The sequence below is a fragment of the Burkholderia sp. Bp9031 genome (assembly GCF_003857965.1).
GTDB lineage: Bacteria > Pseudomonadota > Gammaproteobacteria > Burkholderiales > Burkholderiaceae > Burkholderia > Burkholderia ambifaria_A.
On the sequence record NZ_QTPW01000010.1, the window covers coordinates 180,658 to 197,453 of the forward strand.

Genomic DNA, 16,796 nt, shown 5'->3' on the forward strand with positions numbered 1-16,796 from the left:
CGGCAGAGCAGCTTTCAAACCAATAACGTGGAGCGAGTCCCCCATGAAAACAACCCGTCGGAGTTTCCTGATTACGAGCATTGGCGCCGTGTCCGCGCTGGCACTGTCGCGCGAAGCGCTGGCCGATGCGCCGATGCTGTCGGAAACGGATCCGACCGCCGTGGCGCTCGGCTACAAGGCCGATGCCACGAAGGTCGACAAGACGAAGTATCCGAAATACGCAGCGGGCCAGGATTGCGCGGCCTGCATGCTGTACCAGGGCAAGAAGGGCTCGGCTTCGGGCCCGTGCGGCGCGTTCCCCGGCAAGCAGGTGTCGTCGAAGGGCTGGTGCAGCGCATTCTCGAAGATGGGTTGACGTCCGCTGCGGCATCGTGCGATGCCGCAATGTGGCGAAAACCGCAAAACGCCCGCCGTCGGACGACGGCGGGCGTTTTTATTGCTTGAAAACGGTTCCGTCGCTTTCTACACTCGCTGCAAACCAGCGTGCCGCGGCATCCCCGCGCGCCGCGCCGCCCGATACGGCGAATTCACGAGAACGAGGCTCGCATGGCGACGATTGCGAATTCAACCAAAACGATCCGGCCCGAGCGTGCGCTGAACCGGCGCGCGGTCGCGGCGGCCGTGATCGGCAACGCGCTCGAGTGGTACGACTTCACGGTGTTCGGCTTCATGACGGTCGTGATCGCCGAGCTGTTCTTCCCGACGACCAGTGAATACTCGTCGCTGCTCCTGACCACCGCGACGTTCGGCGTCGCGTTCTTCATGCGCCCGATCGGCGGCATCGTGTTCGGGCTCTATGCGGACCGAGCGGGCCGCAAGGCCGCGCTGTCGCTCGTGATCCTGCTGATGACGGCCGGCATCTTCCTGCTCGCGATCGCGCCGCCCTATGCGGCGATCGGCATCGGCGGCCCGATCCTGATCGTGCTCGGCCGCCTGCTGCAGGGTTTCTCGGCGGGCGGCGAATTCGGCAGCGCGACCGCGCTCTTGATCGAAGCCGCGCCGTTCTCGAAACGCGGCTTCTACGGCAGCTGGCAGATGGCGAGCCAGGCGGCCGCGCTGCTGATCGGCGCACTGGTCGGCGCGGCCGTCACGCGCGGGCTGTCGCACGACGCGCTGCACAGCTGGGGCTGGCGCGTGCCGTTCATCCTCGGCCTCGTGATCGGGCCGATCGGCTTTTATATCCGCCGTCATCTCGCCGATTCCGAAGCGTTCCTGCATGCGCAGCAAAGCGCGCGCCGTGCGACGCTCGGCGAAGTATTCACGCGCCACCCGCGCGAGGTGCTGTGCGGGCTCGGCTCGGTGATCGCGCTGACGGTGACGATCTACGTACTGATCAGCTATCTGCCGACCTTCGCGGTGAAGCAACTGAAGCTGCCGTATGCGGAATCGTTCTACGCGGTGATCGTCGGCAACCTGCTGCTGATGGTGCTGTCGCCGATCGCCGGCGCGTGGTCGGACCGCATCGGCCGCAAGGGGCTGTCGCTGTGGTCGCTCGTGCTGACGCTCGCGCTGATATACCCGTTGTTCGCGTGGCTCGACGCCGCGCCGAGCATCGGGCGGCTGATCACGGTGCAGGCCGTGCTGTCGGTGACGCTCGCCGGCTACTACGGGCCCTTCGGCGCGATGATCGCCGAGCTGTTCCCGGCCAACGTGCGCTCGACCGGGCTGTCGATCGCGTACAACGTCGCGGTGATGCTGTTCGGCGGGTTCGGGCAGTTCATCGTCACGTGGCTGATCAAGGCGACGGGCACGCCGCTCGCGCCGACCTATTACGTGATGGCGGGGCTCGCGCTGTCGATCGTCGCGGTCGCGTTCGTGCCCGCGCGCAGCGCCGATCTCGACGCGCCGGCCTGACGGTACGTGCCAGGACAGGCATCTCATCGTTTCCGAAAACGCAACGATGCGCGGCGAAGCCCGGAAATCACGCGGACATACCGCGTGACGCACGTTCGCATGCACGCACGAATTGTTTAGTTATCGAAGGAAACACGCGCCGGATCGGCGAAATGGCCGCTCGCGCGTGCAGACGCACTTTTCGCGTGTCCAAGACATCGGCAAAAACCCGCGTGGATGCGTCTAGAAGAGTTTTTTCTCCGGCTTGTTGCAGAATCGCTAGCTCAAGTAATATCCGCGTACCCGGCCCCCTGGGGGACCGGTTCCGATCTGGAGACCTGGAGGAAACATGGAATACAACCGTCTGTTGCACACCCTGCGTGTTACCGCCATTGCAGGCGTGGCAGCGGCATCGCTCGGCGTCGCGGGTTCTGCATTCGCACAGATCCCGAACAAAACGCTCGTCTACTGCTCAGAAGGCAGCCCGGCGGGTTTTGATTCCGCGCAATTCACGACCGGCGTCGATTTCACCGCCGCCACGTTCACCGTCTACAACCGGCTCGTCGAATTCGAGCGCGGCGGCACCAAGGTCGAGCCGGGCCTCGCCGAGAAGTGGGACGTCTCGTCCGACGGCAAGGTGTACACGTTCCACCTGCGTCATGGCGTGAAGTTCCACACGACCGACTTCTTCAAGCCGACGCGCGAATTCAACGCGGACGACGTCGTGTTCACGTTCGAGCGCATGCTCGATCCGAACCAGCCGTTCCGCAAGGCCTATCCGGTGTCGTTCCCGTACTTCACCGACATGGGCCTCGACAAACTGATCACGAAGGTCGAGAAGGTCGATCCGTACACCGTGAAGTTCACGCTGGCCGAGCCGAACGCGCCGTTCATCCAGAACATGGCGATGGAATTCGCGTCGATCCTGTCGGCCGAATACGGCGACCAGCTGATGAAGGCCGGCAAGGCCGCCGACATCAACCAGAAGCCGATCGGCACGGGCCCGTTCATCTTCCGCAGCTACACGAAGGACGCGACGATCCGTTTCGACGGCAATCCCGATTACTGGAAGAAGGGCGCGGTGAAGATCTCGAAGCTGATCTTCTCGATCACGCCCGATCCGGGCGTGCGCGTGCAGAAGATCAAGCGCAACGAATGCCAGGTGATGAGCTATCCGCGTCCGGCCGACATCGCGACGCTGAAGGCCGACTCGGGCATCGACATGCCGTCGCAGCCGGGCTTCAACCTCGGCTACCTCGCGTACAACGTCGAGCACAAGCCGGTCGACAAGCTCGAAGTGCGTCAGGCACTCGACATGGCGATCAACAAGAAGGCGATTCTCGAATCCGTCTATCAGGGTGCGGGCCAGGCCGCGAGCGCGCCGATGCCGCCGACCCAATGGTCGTACGACAAGAACCTGAAGATGCCCGCGTACGACACCGCGAAGGCGAAGGCGCTGCTCACGAAGGCAGGCTTCCCGAACGGTTTCGACATCACGCTGTGGGCGATGCCGGTGCAGCGCGCGTACAACCCGAACGCCCGCCTGATGGCCGAGATGATCCAGGCCGACTGGGCGAAGATCGGCGTGAAGGCGAAGATCGTCACGTACGAGTGGGGCGAGTACATCAAGCGCGCGCACGGCGGCGAGCAGGACACGATGCTGATCGGCTGGACGGGCGACAACGGCGACCCCGACAACTGGCTCGGCACGCTGCTCGGCTGCGAAGCGATCAAGGGCAACAACTTCTCGCACTGGTGCTACAAGCCGTTCGACGACCTGGTTCAGAAGGGGCGCACGACGACGGGCCAGGATGCGCGCACGAAGATCTACACGCAAGCCCAGCAGATCTTCGCGCAGCAGCTGCCGTTCTCGCCGATCGCGAACTCGACGGTCTACCAGCCGGTACGCAAGACCGTGGTCGACATGCGCATCGAGCCGCTCGGCTATGCCCGCTTCGATGGTGTCGGCGTGAAGTAATACGGCCCGTATAAGCTGTCTACGAAGACTGGCTAACTCATCCGGCGGCGGGAGGCCAAAAGCTTCCCGTCGCCGGTCGCACATTTCCCACAAGAAAATACGAGACGCATCATGTTCAGATTCGTGTTGCGCCGCGTGGGCATGGTGATCCCGACCTTCATCGGCATCACCATCCTGGCGTTTGCGCTGATTCACCTGATACCGGGCGACCCCATCGAAGTGATGATGGGCGAGCGCGGCGTCGATCCCGCGATGCATGCGGAGGCAATGAAACGGCTCGGGCTCGACCAGCCGCTGCCCGTGCAGTACATCCACTACATCGGCCGTGCACTGCACGGCGACCTCGGCACGTCGATCATCACCAACACCAGCGTCGCGGGCGAGTTCTTCGCGCGCTTCCCGGCGACCGTCGAGCTGTCGCTGTGCGCGCTCGTGTTCGCGCTCGCGGTCGGCCTGCCCGCCGGCGTGATTGCCGCGCTGCGGCGCGGCTCGGTCGTCGATCACGGCGTGATGGGCACCGCGCTCACCGGCTACTCGATGCCGATCTTCTGGTGGGGGCTGATCCTCATCATGGTGTTTTCGTCGTATCTCGGCTGGACGCCCGTGTCGGGCCGTATCGCGGTCGAATACGACTTCCCGCATCCGACGGGCTTCATGCTGATCGACGCGCTGCTCGCGCCGGACGAAGGCTCGTTCAAGTCGGCGGTGAGCCACCTGATCCTGCCGTCGATCGTGCTCGGCACGATCCCGCTCGCGGTGATCGCGCGGATGACGCGCTCGTCGATGCTCGAAGTGCTGCGCGAGGACTACATCCGCACCGCACGCGCGAAAGGGCTGTCGCCCGTGCGCGTGGTCGTCGTGCATGCGCTGCGCAACGCGCTGATCCCGGTCGTCACCGTGATCGGCCTGCAGATCGGCACGCTGCTCGCGGGCGCCGTGCTGACCGAGACGCTCTTTTCGTGGCCCGGTGTCGGCAAGTGGCTGATCGATGCGATCGGCCGCCGCGACTATCCGGTCGTCCAGGGCGGCATCCTGCTGATCGCGACGCTCGTGATCGTCGTGAACCTGGTCGTCGACCTGCTGTACGGCGTGCTGAATCCGCGCATCCGCCACACGAGGTAATTCCATGAGCAATCTGCAAAACACCCTGCCGACCGAATCCGCGCCGGCCGGCGGCCGTGCGCTCGCGCTGCGCGAGTTCTGGGCCAACTTCTCGCGCAACCGCGGCGCCGTCGGCGCCGGCGTCGTCGTGCTGGTGCTGATCCTGGTCGCGATCTTCGCGCCGCTGATCGCGCCGCACAGCCCGGTCGAGCAATACCGCGACTTCGTGAAGATCCCGCCCGCGTGGCTTGACGGCGGCAACTGGAAATTCATCCTCGGCACCGACGAAGCGGGCCGCGACATTCTTTCGCGCCTGATGTTCGGCGCGCGGATGTCGTTCTGGATCGGCTTCGTGTCGGTCGTGCTCGCGCTGATCCCCGGCATCGTGCTCGGGCTGGTCGCCGCGTTCTTCCAGAAGTGGGCCGACACGCCCGTGATGCGCATCATGGACGTGCTGCTCGCGCTGCCGTCGCTGCTGCTCGCGGTCGCGGTCGTCGCGATCATCGGCCCGGGCCTCACCAACACGATGTTCGCGATCGCGATCGTCGCGCTGCCGGCCTATGTGCGTCTCACGCGCGCGTCGGCGCTCGGCGAGCTGCAGAAGGAGTACGTGACGGCGTCGCGCGTGGCCGGTGCCGGCACGCTGCGCCTGATGTTCTCGCAAGTGCTGCCGAACTGCACGGCGCCGCTGATCGTGCAGGCGACGCTCGGCTTCTCGTCGGCCATCCTCGACGCGGCCGCCCTCGGCTTCCTCGGCCTCGGCGTGCAGCCGCCGACCGCCGAGTGGGGCGCGATGCTGGCCTCCGCGCGCGACTACATCGACAACGCATGGTGGATCGTGACGATGCCCGGCCTGTCGATCCTGATTTCGGTGCTCGCGATCAACCTGCTCGGCGACGGGCTGCGCGACGCGCTCGATCCCAAGCTGAAACGGATGGCGTGACATGACACAAATGACACAAGATCTTCTGACCATCCGCAATCTCGCGGTGAACTTCAACGGCCTGCCCGCAGTCGACCGGATCAACCTGTCGATCGCACCGGGCGAGGTGGTGGGCGTCGTCGGCGAATCGGGCTCGGGCAAGAGCGTGACGATGATGGCGCTGATGGGCCTGATCGATGCACCGGGCAAGGTGACGGCGGATGAAGTCACGTTCAACGGCGTGGACCTGCTGAAGGCGTCGCCGAAGGCGCGCCGCAAGATCGTCGGCAAGGACATCGCGATGGTGTTCCAGGACGCGCTGACGAGCCTGAACCCGAGCTACACGGTCGGCTACCAGATCAAGGAGGTGCTGAAGCTGCACGAAGGCCTGCGCGGCGATGCGCTGCACCGGCGCGCGCTCGAGCTGCTCGACCAGGTCGGTATTCCCGACGCGAAGAACCGCGTCACGTCGTTTCCGCACCAGATGTCGGGCGGGATGAACCAGCGCGTGATGATCGCGATGGCGGTTGCGTGCAACCCGAAGCTGCTGATCGCCGACGAGCCGACCACCGCGCTCGACGTGACGATCCAGGCGCAGATCATGGACCTGCTCGTGAAGCTGCAGAAGGAGCGCGGGATGGCGCTCGTGCTGATCTCGCACGACCTGGCCGTGGTGTCGGAGGTCGCGCAGCGCGTCGCGGTGATGTATGCGGGCGAGGTGATCGAGACCAATCGCGTGCCGGACATCTTCCGTGCGCCGCATCATCCATACACCGAAGCGCTGCTCGCGGCGATTCCCGAGCACAATAAGGGGGCGCGTCGCCTTGCCGCATTGCCCGGCATGGTGCCGGGCCGCGATGATCGCCCGTCCGGGTGCCTGTTCGCGCCGCGCTGCAAGTACGTCGTCGACGACTGCCGCAAGGCGCGGCCGGCGCTCGATACGCTGGTGTCCGGCAACGATGCGATGCGCGCACGCTGCATCAAGCCGCTCAATGTTTCCAACCTCGACCTGACGGGAGGTGCACGATGAATGCAGTCAATCAAACGCGTGCCACGCCGCACGACGAGGAAGCCGTGCTGGTGGCCGACGGCCTCGCGAAACACTATTCGGTGAAGCGCGGGATGTTCGGGCAGGGCACGGTGAAGGCGCTGAACGGCGTGTCGTTCTCGCTGAAGCGCGGCAAGACGCTCGCCGTCGTCGGCGAATCGGGCTGCGGGAAGTCGACGCTCGCGCGCCAGCTCACGATGATCGAGACGCCGACGGCGGGCAGCCTGACGATCGACGGCAAGAACGTCGCCGGCGCAAGCCGCGAGACGGTCGCCGACCTGCGCCGCCGCGTGCAGATGGTGTTCCAGAACCCGTTCGCGTCGCTCAATCCGCGCAAGACCGTCGAGCAGACGCTTTCCGAGCCGCTCGAGATCAACGCGAACCTGACGGCCGCCGAGCGCGGCGCGCGCATCGCACAGATCATGCGCACGGTCGGCCTGCGGCCCGAGCACGCGAAGCGTTATCCGCACATGTTCTCGGGCGGCCAGCGCCAGCGGGTCGCGATCGCGCGCGCGATGATCCTCGATCCGCGCATCGTCGTCGCCGACGAGCCGGTGTCCGCGCTCGACGTGTCGATCCAGGCGCAGATCCTGAACCTGTTCATGGATCTGCAGGAGCAGTTCAAGACGAGCTACGTGTTCATCTCGCACAACCTGTCGGTGGTCGAGCACGTCGCGGACGACGTGATGGTGATGTATTTCGGCAGCGTCGCCGAGCTCGGCGACAAGGCGACGATCTACGCTCGGCCGCGCCATCCGTACACGCGCGCGCTGATGTCGGCGACGCCGGCGATCTTCGAGGAAGACCGCCGCGTGCAGATCAAGCTGCAGGGCGAGCTGCCGTCGCCGCTCAATCCGCCGTCGGGCTGCGCGTTTCACCAGCGCTGCCCGTACGCGGTCGAGCGGTGCCGCGTCGAGGAACCGCAGCTGCGCGACGTCGACGGACGCCGCGTGGCCTGCCATCGCGCCGAGGAGGTGGGGGAGGCGAATGCCTGATGGTTTGGCGGCGCGCGCGCCTGGCGTGCGCCGTTCGGGGGCCGGCAGCGCGCGCATGATGCGCGCGTGCCGCAACGCACGGCGCTGGAGCGTGCGCACGGTCACGGGCGCGGCGCTGGCCGGCGCATGCGTGGCCGCCAGCATGCTGGTGCCGGTCGATGCCGCGCGTGCCGAAGGGCGCGCGCCGGCGAGTTCGCCGATCCATCCATCGCAGGTTCCGCCGCCCGGCATGAGCCTGCCGGGCTTCCACGCGCCGTCCGTGTCGAACGGCACGGTCGCGCGCGGCACGGTGCGCGTGCAGCCCGCACGCATGCCGTTCTATGTCGCCACCAAAGGCAGGGTCACGCTGTACCTGCTCGGCACGCTGCACACGGGCGACCCGTCCGACTATCCGGGCGCGCAGCCGTTCCGGCCGCGCATCCTCGCGGCGCTCGCCGCGTCGCCGACGCTTGCGCTCGAGCTGTCGCCGGACGATCTGCTCGAATCGCAGGACGACGTGTCGAAGTACGGCGTGTGCCGCTATCCGTGCCTGCAGCGCCTGCTGCCCGAGCCGCTGTGGCAGCGCCTCGCGGCGCGCCTGCGCGGCAACCCGGCCGCGCTCGTGGAGATCCGCCGGATGCGGCCGTGGCTCGCGGCGCTGGTCGTCGAGACCTACGACTCGCTGTCCGCCGGCCTGCAGACCGAGTACGGCACCGAGGCGCAACTGCAGAACGTGTTCCTGAAGAAGAAGGGCGGCCGCGTGATCGGGCTCGAGACGCTCGCCGAGCAGATGCGCGCGTTCACCGGGCTGACGCTCGCCGAACAGCGCGAAATGCTCGCGCAGGACATGGTGCAGACGCCGGCGCAGAACGCCGACGACATCAAGTCGCTGCACCGGCTGTGGCAAATTGGCGACGCCGATGCGATCTCGGCGTGGGCGGTCGCGAAGAGCGAGCGGCTGGCCCGTTCGAAGGCGCTGTCTGCGTCGATCGACAACAAGATCCTGTACGAGCGCAACCGGCGCTTCGTTGCACGGATGACGGCAATCGCCGCACCGAACCGGCCGGTATTCGTCGCGATCGGCGCGCTGCATCTGGGCGGCCCGCGCGGAGTGCTCGAATTGTTGCGCCAGCAAGGATACCAAGTCGACGCGAACTGATCGCGCCGGGTGCCGCGCACCGATCCTCCCCTGTTTGATCGACGCTGCGCGCGCGGCGTGAAGCGCCTGCGCGGCCGCGCGGTTCGATAAGGAAAACCCTCGAATCCTCAGGAAATAGCGTTTAAAACGATTGACATCCCGTTCTGCCAATATCTATTCTTCATCCCACAAGTTGAAAAAATGAAAAGAATAGAAAAGTTCTACGGGGTAGCAGAAAACAAAGCGCGGGGTTAGCGTAGCCGGCACGTGATGATCGTGCCGGCCGCGGAGTGTCTGCATGCACGGCGGGGCCAAACATCGTCGGCACAACAAATGCATGCGACAGACTTGCGGATAAGCGACGCTCCGTCGTCCGGCCGGGGGAAGCAGCAATCGGGCGGCGGCGGACGTTTTTTAATCCGGAGCATTTTTCCGGTCACCGTCGACAGACGGTTTCGGGGGGCGAATCGACAGACGGCGAAGTCCGCGGCGATTGCGCCAACAGAAAAGCGCCACGAGGGCGCTTTTTTCTTGTGCGCGGCAGATTTTGCAAGGCGGCAGCGGGGCGGACGAACCCGTCACGCGCCTTCGTCGGCCTGCAGCGCGCCGGGCGCGACGACGTCGACGCCTGCCGCTTCGAGCGCCGCGCGGATCCGCTTCGCGAACGCGAGCGCATGCGGGCCGTCGCCGTGCAGGCAGACGGTCTGCGCATTGAGCGGTACCCACTCGCCGCTCACCGCCCGCACCCGCCGCTCGCGCACCATGTCGAGCGTGCGCGCGAGCACCGCGTCCTCATCGTCGATCAGCGCGCCGGGCTGGCTGCGCGGCACGAGCGAGCCGTCCGCGCGGTAGCCGCGATCGGCGAACACTTCCTCCACCGCGGCGAGCCCCGCGTGGCGCGCGGCCGCGACGAACACGCTGTTCGCGAGCCCGAACACGGCGAGCGACGGATCGAAGTCGTGGATCGCGGAGACCACCGCGTCGGCGATCATCGGGTCGCGCGCGGCCTGGTTGTATAGCGCGCCGTGCGGCTTCACGTGCACGATGCGGCTGCCTTCGGCCTGCGCGATCGCCGACAGCGCGCCGAGCTGGTACAGCACGCCCGCATAGATGTCGCCGGCCGGCAGCTGCATTTCCTTGCGGCCGAAATTCTCCGGGTCGTGAAAGCTCGGGTGTGCGCCGATCGACACGCCTTTCTGCACGGCCCAGCGCACGCAGTCGCGCATCGCATTGGCGCCGCCTGCATGCCAGCCGCACGCGATGTTCGCCGACGTGACGAGGTCGAGCAGCGCCTCGTCCGATCCGCATCCTTCGCCGAGATCGGCATTCAGATCGATTTCCATAATGTTCCTCGTCCACTGATGGCGTGGCGCGTCCTCCGTGTTGCTTCCGCCATTGTCACGCCGCGCGCGACTGCGCGCGGCGGCGCGCTTCCTCGCGCATCTCGATCGCGACGTCGATCTGCCGCAGATAGGCACGTTCTGCGGTCAGGGCGGCGCGCGCGGCGTCGGGTGTCGTGCGCACGAAGCGGATCGGCAGGTTGAGCCGTGCTTGTGCAAGTTTCCAGAGATCCGCGCGGATCACCGTGCCGATCTTCGGATAGCCGCCGGTGGTCTGCGCGTCGTGCATCAGCACGATCGGCTGGCCGTTCGGCGGCACCTGGATCGTGCCGGGCAGCACCGCGTGCGACAGCAGCTCGGCCGGCCGCTCGCGCGCGAGCTCGGCGCCGGCGAGCCGATAGCCCATCCGGTTGCTGTTCGCGGTGACGAGCCATTCCTCGTCCCAGAACGCCTGCTGCGAATCGGCCGCGAACGACGCGTAGTCGGGGCCCGGCAGCACGCGCACGGGCATCGCCCATGGCGCATGCGCGGGACGGTGGCGGCGCGGCGGCTCGTCGACGCGCACGAACGCGCACCACGCGGGCGCCTTCACGCCGAACTCGGGCGCATCGGCCGCGAGGCAGCCGGCGCCGGCCGGCGGCACACCGATCGGGAGCCGGTCGCCGTCGCGCAGCGCGCGGCCGCCGAGGCCGCCGAAGCGCGACGCGAGATCGGTGCTGCGCGAGCCGAGCATCGGCAGCACGTCGATGCCGCCTGCGATGCACAGATAGCCGCGCATCCCGCGCTTCGCGGCCGGCAGCACGAGCGTCTGCCCGGCCGTGACCGGCAGGCTCCACCATGAAAACACGGGCTTGCCGTCGAGCGTCGCGCCGAATTCGGTGCCGGTGATCGCGATGCGCGTCGCGCGCGTGAAGCGGAACGCGGCCGGACCGATCGTGATCTCGACGGCCGCCGCGTCGGGGCGATTGCCGACGAGGCGGTTGCCGACCTCGAGCGCGAGACCGTCGAGCGCGCCGCCTTGCGCGACGCCGAGATGGCGTGTGCCGCGGCGGCCGAGATCCTGCACGGTCGACAGCGGGCCGGCGCGGACGACCTCGATCGTGCCCGGTGCGGTGTTCTGGCTCATGTCGCGTCGACTCCGGCAATGGTGAAGCGCACGCGGTCGCCGGGCAGCAGCAGCGTCGGCTGCGACCGCGTCGGGTCGAACAGCACGTGCGACGTGCGGCCGATCAGCTGCCAGCCGCCGGGCGACGTGGCCGGATAGATGCCCGTCTGCGCACCGCCGATGCCGACCGAGCCGGCCGGCACTTCGAGGCGCGGTGCCGCGCGGCGCGGCGTGTGCAGCGACGCATCGAGGCCGCCGAGATACGCGAAGCCCGGCTGGAAACCGACGAAGAACACGACGTATTCGCCGGCCACGTGGCGCGCGACGACTTCATCGGCCGACAGCCCCGTATGCGCGGCGACGGCCGGCAGGTCGGGCCCGGCGGCGCCGCCGTATTCGACCGGGATCTCGATGTCGCGGCCGTCCGCGTGCTCGACGTCGGCGGTTTCCCACGCGTCGCGCAGCGCCGGTGTGAGCGACTCGGCCGTCGCGGCGAGCGCGTCGAACACGATCGTCAGGTTGTTCATGCCCGGCACGACGTCGATCACGTCGGGCCACGCGCGCGCGACCTCGGCGACGGCCCAGACGCGGCGCTGGCAATCGAGCGTGGCGGGCGGCGGCACCTCGCAGACGAGGGCGGCATCGCCGAGCGGATAAATGCGGGGTTGCGTCATCGGACTGGCACGGTTCGGACGGCAATGTTAGCGCACATTGTCAATAAAATATCGACAACTTCCCAATAAGCGTTTTCGCCTAGCCCGGATGCGGCGGCTTCTGTCGTACACTCGGCACACTCTGACATCCGGCTTGCGCCGCCTTTCCATGAAGCGTCCTGCGACCAAGATCGTGTCATCCGAACACCTCGTTTCCGATTCGAGCGCGGAGCTGTCGGAGCTCGAATACGGGCTCATCATGGCCGGCAACGCATTCAACCGCTGGATGGTGCGCTGCATGTCGGCGGCGGGCGCGAAGGACATGACGGCGGTCGAGGTGTCGCTGCTGCATCACGTCAGCCATCGCGAACGCAAGAAAAAGCTCGCCGACATCTGCTTCGTGCTCAATATCGAGGATACGCACGTCGCGACCTATGCGCTGAAAAAACTGATCGCGCGCGGCTATGTGAAGAGCGAGAAGAGCGGCAAGGAAGTGTTCTTCTTCGCGACCGACGCGGGCCGCGAGCTGTGCCTGAAGTATCGGGAGGTGCGCGAGCATTGCCTGATCGAGACGCTGAAGGACAGCGGACTCACCAACGCGCAGATCGGCGACGCGGCGCAGCTGCTGCGCCACGCATCGGGCCTCTACGACACGGCCGCGCGCGCGGCGGCCTCGCTGTAAACGATTGCGGACGGGACGGTGAACGCGGTGACGCGCGGCATGCCGCTGACGCGGTGTCGCGCGCCGCGTCATCCGGCAGCGGCCGGGTAAAGCGCGCCGTCGGTCACGATCCAGCGCATCGCGAGATCGTGTGCTTCGGCCGGCAGCGCATCCACGCGGCACGCTTCATACGCGATGCCGACCGTCACCGGCAGCGTGTCGCCCGGCCACGTCGCGAGCGTGCGGTCGTAATAGCCGCCGCCATAGCCGAGCCGGTAGCGCTGCAGATCGAATCCCACACACGGAATCAGCAACAGGTCGGGCACGACGACGATTCCCGACGCCGGCTCCGGAATCCGGTGATGCCCTTCGCGCATCGGCGTGTGCGCATCCCACGCATGGAACGCGAGCGGGGTGTGGCGCTCGCCGATCACCGGCAGCGCGGCACGGCGGCCCGTGCCGGCCGCGGACCACGCGAGCACCGCGTCGCGCGCGTCGAATTCGCCCGGCAGCGGCCAGTAGAAGCCGACCGTGCGCGGTGCGAGCTGCGCGAGCAACAGGCGCAGCCGTGTGTCGAGTGCGGCGTTTGCATCGGGCTGCGACGCGGCGTCGCGACGCGCGCCGGACAGCGTTTTGCGCAGCGCAACCTTCGGGTTCGGCACAGGGTTGCATGCTATGCTTTCGCTCACTTCGTGCTCCATTCAAAACGATGTCGAACAGCCTTTTCCGAGTATATCGCGCGCTCGCGCTCGCGCTGTCGGCCGCCGCGCTCGTCGCGGGCACGGCCGCGTGTGCGGCACCGAACGACGACACGCTCGCCGGGGACGACCAGATCTTCGTGCAGCTTCGCGAAGCCGCGCGCCGCAACGACGCCGCGAAGGCCGCGCAGCTCGCGTCGACGATCCCGAATTATCCGGTCCCGTCCTACGTCGAGTATTTCCAGATCAAGCCGCAGCTGTTCGATTCGACGGGCCGCGCGCGTGTCGACGCGCCCGACGCCCCCGTGCAGTCGTTCCTGCAGCGCTACGACGGCCAGGCGATCGCCGACCGCCTGCGCAACGACTACCTGCTCGTGCTCGGCGCGCGCCACGACTGGCGCAACTTCGACGATCAGTACAAGCGCTTCGTGCTCGACGACGACACGCAGGTCAAGTGCTACGCGCTCGAATCGCGCGCGGCGCGTGGCGAGAACGTCGCCGAGGCGGCGCGCGCGCTGCTCGTCGAGCCGAAATACTACGGCGACGCCTGTGTCGACCTGATTACGGCACTGACGGTCAACCAGCAGTTCACGAGCGACGACGTGTGGCAGCAGGCTCGCCTCGCGTACGAGCAGAACTACACGACGCTCGGCGGCAAGATCGTCGACGCGCTCGGCCCGCGCCCGGTCGGCTTCGACCAGGCGACGAGCGCGCCGCCGCTGTATCTCGCGCGCGGCGTCGGCCCCGACGCCGCATCGCACCAGCTCGCGCTGATCGCGCTCGGCCGCATGGCGCGCAACGATCCGGACGCGGCAGCAGGGATGCTGACGTCGGTCGCCGGCTCGCTGACGAAGCAGGAGCAGGCGATCGCGTGGGGCGCGATCGGCTACCAGGGCGCGATCAAGCGCTCGCCGCTCGCGTCGGTCTGGTATGCGAAATCTGCGAACGCGCCGCTGTCGAACCCGGGCTACGAATGGCGCACGCGCGCCGCGCTGCTCGTCGGCAACTGGCCGATGGTGCGCTGGTCGATCGAACAGATGCCGCCGTCGCTGCGCGACGATCCGGCATGGATCTACTGGCATGCGCGTGCGCTCAAGCAGAGCGGCGACACGCTGCAGGCGAACCAGGAATTCGAGCAGGTCGCGGGCCAGTTCAACTTCTACGGGCAGCTCGCCGGTGAAGAACTCGGCCAGCGCACGTCGATTCCGCCGCGCACGAAGGTGAGCGACGCCGAGGTCGACGCGATGAGCAAGATCCCGGGCTTCGCGCTCGCGCAGCGCTTCTACGGGCTGAACCTGCGTCTCGAAGGCAACCGCGAATGGAACTGGCCGCTGCGCGGGATGACCGATCGCCAGCTGCTCGCGGCCGCCGAATACGGCAAGCGCATCGACCTGCTCGACCGCACGGTCAATACGGCCGACCGCACGAAGGCCGAGCACGACTTCACGCTGCGCTACCCGTCGCCGTATCGCGACATCGTCGAGCGCTACGCGCAGTCGTCGGGCCTCGACATCGAATGGGCGTACGGGCTGATCCGCCAGGAGTCGCGCTTCATCACGAACGCGCGTTCGTCGGTCGGCGCGGGCGGGCTGATGCAGCTGATGCCGGCCACCGCGCAACTCGTCGCGAAGAAGCTCGGGATGGGCGCGATCACGCGTGCGCAGATGCACGACATCAATACCAACATCCAGCTCGGCACCTGGTATCTGGCGGACATCTACAACACCTTCGACAGCTCGCCGGTGCTGGCGACCGCCGGTTACAACGCGGGCCCTGGCCGGCCGCGCCAGTGGCGCCAGGTGTTGACGCAACCGGTTGAAGGCGCGATCTTCGCAGAGACGATTCCATTCAACGAGACGCGCGACTACGTGAAGAACGTGCTGTCGAATACCGTCTACTACGCGGCGCTCTTCGAGGGCAAACCGCAGTCGTTGAAGAAACGTCTAGGCATGATCTCGCCCTGATCCGCAACATACACACTGCCGCGCGAGACGCGGCAGTGTTTAAGGGGCTGTTCACGCTAACAACGGGCTTGCGCTGGCCGCCAGAAGGGCCGAGCGCAAGGATTGCGACGAAGCGAATACTCGACGTATTCGCAAGGAGCATGACGCAGCGATCGGCCCTTCTGGCGGCCAGCCCCGCGAATGATTTTTTCCAAACAGGGGAACGAGCCTTGCCGGCCGCATTGCGGCGTCGCGCGTCGCTTGTTTGGCTAGGCCAAACGGCGCTCCTTGCTTCTTGCACGCGCCCGAAGGAAGTCCCCTTGGGGGGCAGCCGGCAAGGCTCGTTCGCAAGCCCGTTATTAGCGTGAACAGCCCCTTAGAGGTCTCGAACATGGATGATCGCCAGACTGTCGCGCTGTTGGGCGGCACCGGCTTCATCGGCAGCCGGCTCGTCAACGCGCTGCTCGACGCCGGCAAGCAGGTGCGGATCGGCACGCGGCGGCGCGAGCACGCGCGCCACCTGCAGATGCTGCCGGTCGAGATCGTCGAACTCGATGCGTTCGATACGCGCACGCTGGCCCGCTTCGTCGCCGGCGCGCACGCGGCCGTCAATCTCGTCGGCGTGCTGCACGGCGGCCGCGGCACGCCGTACGGGCCCGGGTTCGAGCGCGCGCACGTCGCGCTGCCGGCCGCGCTCGCCGCCGCATGCGTCGAAGTCGGCGTGCGGCGCGTGCTGCATATGAGCGCGCTCGGCGCCGATTCGCACGGCCCGAGCATGTACCAGCGCTCGAAGGGCGACGGCGAGGCCGCGTTGCATGCGGTCGCGGCGACCGATTCGCTGGCACTGACGATCTTCCGCCCGTCGGTCGTGTTCGGCCCCGGCGACGCGTTCCTCAACACGTTCGCGAACCTGCAGCGCACGCTGCCCGTGCTGCCGCTCGCGATGCCCGACGCGCGCTTCCAGCCGGTGTTCGTCGGCGACGTCGTGCGCGCTTTCGTCAACACGCTCGATCTCGCGGGCGCGCACGGCAAGACCTACGAGCTCGGCGGCCCGACCGTCTATACGCTCGAGCAGCTGGTGCGCTATTGCGGCACGCTGGTCGGCCGGCAGGCACGCATCGTGCGGCTGCCCGACGCGCTCGCGAGGCTGCAGGCGCGCGTGTTCGAATGCCTGCCCGGCGAGCCGGTGATCACGCGTGACAATCTCGCGTCGATGTCGGTGCCGAACGTGCTGTCCGGGCCGCTCGCGCCGGAACTCGGGGTGTCGCCCGCGAGTCTCGAGAGCATCGCGCCCGCATATCTCGGCCACGCCGCGCGGCGCTCCCGCTTCGACTGGTTCCGTTCGCGCCGCTAGGTGCCGCGAGCCGTCGCTTTCCGTCATTCACTTTCGCGCTTATCGGAA

At 67.2% G+C, this 16,796-nt stretch carries 15 protein-coding genes; 11 read left to right on the forward strand and 4 right to left on the reverse strand.

The window, feature by feature from the left end; genetic code table 11:
• Positions 1-43: 43 nt before the first annotated feature.
• The 8 genes from DIE15_RS16145 (at position 44) to DIE15_RS16180 (ending at position 9,015) form a co-directional block, all read left to right on the forward strand.
• A complete protein-coding gene (locus DIE15_RS16145) occupies positions 44-355 on the forward strand; it encodes a high-potential iron-sulfur protein (RefSeq protein WP_124833782.1) in 312 nt (103 codons plus the stop codon).
• 191 nt (positions 356-546) lie between these two features.
• The gene (locus DIE15_RS16150) at positions 547-1,854 is read left to right on the forward strand and encodes an MFS transporter (RefSeq protein ID WP_057924564.1); all 1,308 of its coding nucleotides are present in this window, start codon (positions 547-549) and stop codon (positions 1,852-1,854) included.
• A 328-nt stretch (positions 1,855-2,182) separates the two neighbouring features.
• On the forward strand, positions 2,183-3,811 hold the full coding sequence (locus tag DIE15_RS16155; protein WP_124833783.1) for an ABC transporter substrate-binding protein: 1,629 nt from the start codon (positions 2,183-2,185) through the stop codon (positions 3,809-3,811).
• A 111-nt stretch (positions 3,812-3,922) separates the two neighbouring features.
• Positions 3,923-4,933, forward strand: a complete 1,011-nt coding sequence (locus DIE15_RS16160; protein ID WP_057924562.1) for an ABC transporter permease subunit — start codon at positions 3,923-3,925, stop codon at positions 4,931-4,933.
• Between the two features lie 4 nt (positions 4,934-4,937).
• Positions 4,938-5,855: an ABC transporter permease subunit gene (locus DIE15_RS16165; RefSeq protein WP_124833784.1), complete on the forward strand. Its 918-nt coding sequence runs from the start codon at positions 4,938-4,940 to the stop codon at positions 5,853-5,855.
• A gap of 10 nt (positions 5,856-5,865) precedes the next feature.
• Positions 5,866-6,864, forward strand: coding sequence for an ABC transporter ATP-binding protein (locus DIE15_RS16170; protein WP_124833785.1), 999 nt, complete (start codon positions 5,866-5,868; stop codon positions 6,862-6,864).
• Complete coding sequence (locus tag DIE15_RS16175; protein WP_124833786.1) at positions 6,861-7,877, forward strand: peptide ABC transporter ATP-binding protein; 1,017 nt, start codon at positions 6,861-6,863, stop codon at positions 7,875-7,877. The genes DIE15_RS16170 and DIE15_RS16175 overlap by 4 nt, the downstream gene beginning before the upstream one ends.
• A complete protein-coding gene (locus DIE15_RS16180; RefSeq protein WP_057924559.1) occupies positions 7,870-9,015 on the forward strand; it encodes a TraB/GumN family protein in 1,146 nt (381 codons plus the stop codon). Before DIE15_RS16175 ends, DIE15_RS16180 begins: the two co-directional genes overlap by 8 nt.
• Before the next feature lie 557 nt (positions 9,016-9,572).
• Here DIE15_RS16180 and pxpA read toward each other — a convergent pair.
• Genes pxpA through pxpB form a run of 3 tightly spaced genes read right to left on the reverse strand, consistent with a single transcriptional unit; the run spans position 9,573 to position 12,113 of the window.
• Positions 9,573-10,337: a 5-oxoprolinase subunit PxpA gene (gene pxpA / locus DIE15_RS16185; protein ID WP_124833787.1), complete on the reverse strand. Its 765-nt coding sequence runs from the start codon at positions 10,335-10,337 to the stop codon at positions 9,573-9,575.
• Between the two features lie 55 nt (positions 10,338-10,392).
• A complete protein-coding gene (locus DIE15_RS16190; protein ID WP_057924557.1) occupies positions 10,393-11,460 on the reverse strand; it encodes a biotin-dependent carboxyltransferase family protein in 1,068 nt (355 codons plus the stop codon).
• The gene (gene pxpB, locus DIE15_RS16195) at positions 11,457-12,113 is read right to left on the reverse strand and encodes a 5-oxoprolinase subunit PxpB (protein ID WP_057924556.1); all 657 of its coding nucleotides are present in this window, start codon (positions 12,111-12,113) and stop codon (positions 11,457-11,459) included. Before pxpB ends, DIE15_RS16190 begins: the two co-directional genes overlap by 4 nt.
• Before the next feature lie 148 nt (positions 12,114-12,261).
• On the opposite strand from pxpB, the gene DIE15_RS16200 reads away from it, so the two are divergent.
• On the forward strand, positions 12,262-12,774 hold the full coding sequence (locus DIE15_RS16200) for a winged helix DNA-binding protein (protein WP_057924555.1): 513 nt from the start codon (positions 12,262-12,264) through the stop codon (positions 12,772-12,774).
• A gap of 68 nt (positions 12,775-12,842) precedes the next feature.
• On the opposite strand, the gene DIE15_RS16205 is transcribed toward DIE15_RS16200, so the two are convergent.
• Positions 12,843-13,454, reverse strand: a complete 612-nt coding sequence (locus tag DIE15_RS16205; protein WP_057924554.1) for a 5-formyltetrahydrofolate cyclo-ligase — start codon at positions 13,452-13,454, stop codon at positions 12,843-12,845.
• 8 nt (positions 13,455-13,462) lie between these two features.
• Between DIE15_RS16205 and DIE15_RS16210 the strand changes: the two genes are divergently transcribed.
• Positions 13,463-15,415: a lytic transglycosylase domain-containing protein gene (locus tag DIE15_RS16210; RefSeq protein WP_057924553.1), complete on the forward strand. Its 1,953-nt coding sequence runs from the start codon at positions 13,463-13,465 to the stop codon at positions 15,413-15,415.
• A 370-nt stretch (positions 15,416-15,785) separates the two neighbouring features.
• Positions 15,786-16,748 (forward strand): complex I NDUFA9 subunit family protein, encoded by a 963-nt coding sequence (locus tag DIE15_RS16215; RefSeq protein ID WP_057924552.1) that lies wholly within the window; start codon positions 15,786-15,788, stop codon positions 16,746-16,748.
• Positions 16,749-16,796 lie beyond the last annotated feature (48 nt).

Excerpts from the sequence above, each read along its gene's own strand:
- DIE15_RS16145 (WP_124833782.1), top strand. The coding sequence starts at position 44 with ATGAAAACAACCCGTCGGAGTTTCCTGATTACGAGCATTGGCGCCGTG.
- DIE15_RS16150 (WP_057924564.1), top strand. The coding sequence starts at position 547 with ATGGCGACGATTGCGAATTCAACCAAAACGATCCGGCCCGAGCGTGCG.
- DIE15_RS16155 (WP_124833783.1), top strand. The coding sequence starts at position 2,183 with ATGGAATACAACCGTCTGTTGCACACCCTGCGTGTTACCGCCATTGCA.
- DIE15_RS16160 (WP_057924562.1), top strand. The coding sequence starts at position 3,923 with ATGTTCAGATTCGTGTTGCGCCGCGTGGGCATGGTGATCCCGACCTTC.
- DIE15_RS16165 (WP_124833784.1), top strand. The coding sequence starts at position 4,938 with ATGAGCAATCTGCAAAACACCCTGCCGACCGAATCCGCGCCGGCCGGC.
- DIE15_RS16170 (WP_124833785.1), top strand. The coding sequence starts at position 5,866 with ATGACACAAGATCTTCTGACCATCCGCAATCTCGCGGTGAACTTCAAC.
- DIE15_RS16175 (WP_124833786.1), top strand. The coding sequence starts at position 6,861 with ATGAATGCAGTCAATCAAACGCGTGCCACGCCGCACGACGAGGAAGCC.
- DIE15_RS16180 (WP_057924559.1), top strand. The coding sequence starts at position 7,870 with ATGCCTGATGGTTTGGCGGCGCGCGCGCCTGGCGTGCGCCGTTCGGGG.
- pxpA (WP_124833787.1), bottom strand. The coding sequence starts at position 10,337 with ATGGAAATCGATCTGAATGCCGATCTCGGCGAAGGATGCGGATCGGAC.
- DIE15_RS16190 (WP_057924557.1), bottom strand. The coding sequence starts at position 11,460 with ATGAGCCAGAACACCGCACCGGGCACGATCGAGGTCGTCCGCGCCGGC.
- pxpB (WP_057924556.1), bottom strand. The coding sequence starts at position 12,113 with ATGACGCAACCCCGCATTTATCCGCTCGGCGATGCCGCCCTCGTCTGC.
- DIE15_RS16200 (WP_057924555.1), top strand. The coding sequence starts at position 12,262 with ATGAAGCGTCCTGCGACCAAGATCGTGTCATCCGAACACCTCGTTTCC.
- DIE15_RS16205 (WP_057924554.1), bottom strand. The coding sequence starts at position 13,454 with ATGGAGCACGAAGTGAGCGAAAGCATAGCATGCAACCCTGTGCCGAAC.
- DIE15_RS16210 (WP_057924553.1), top strand. The coding sequence starts at position 13,463 with ATGTCGAACAGCCTTTTCCGAGTATATCGCGCGCTCGCGCTCGCGCTG.
- DIE15_RS16215 (WP_057924552.1), top strand. The coding sequence starts at position 15,786 with ATGGATGATCGCCAGACTGTCGCGCTGTTGGGCGGCACCGGCTTCATC.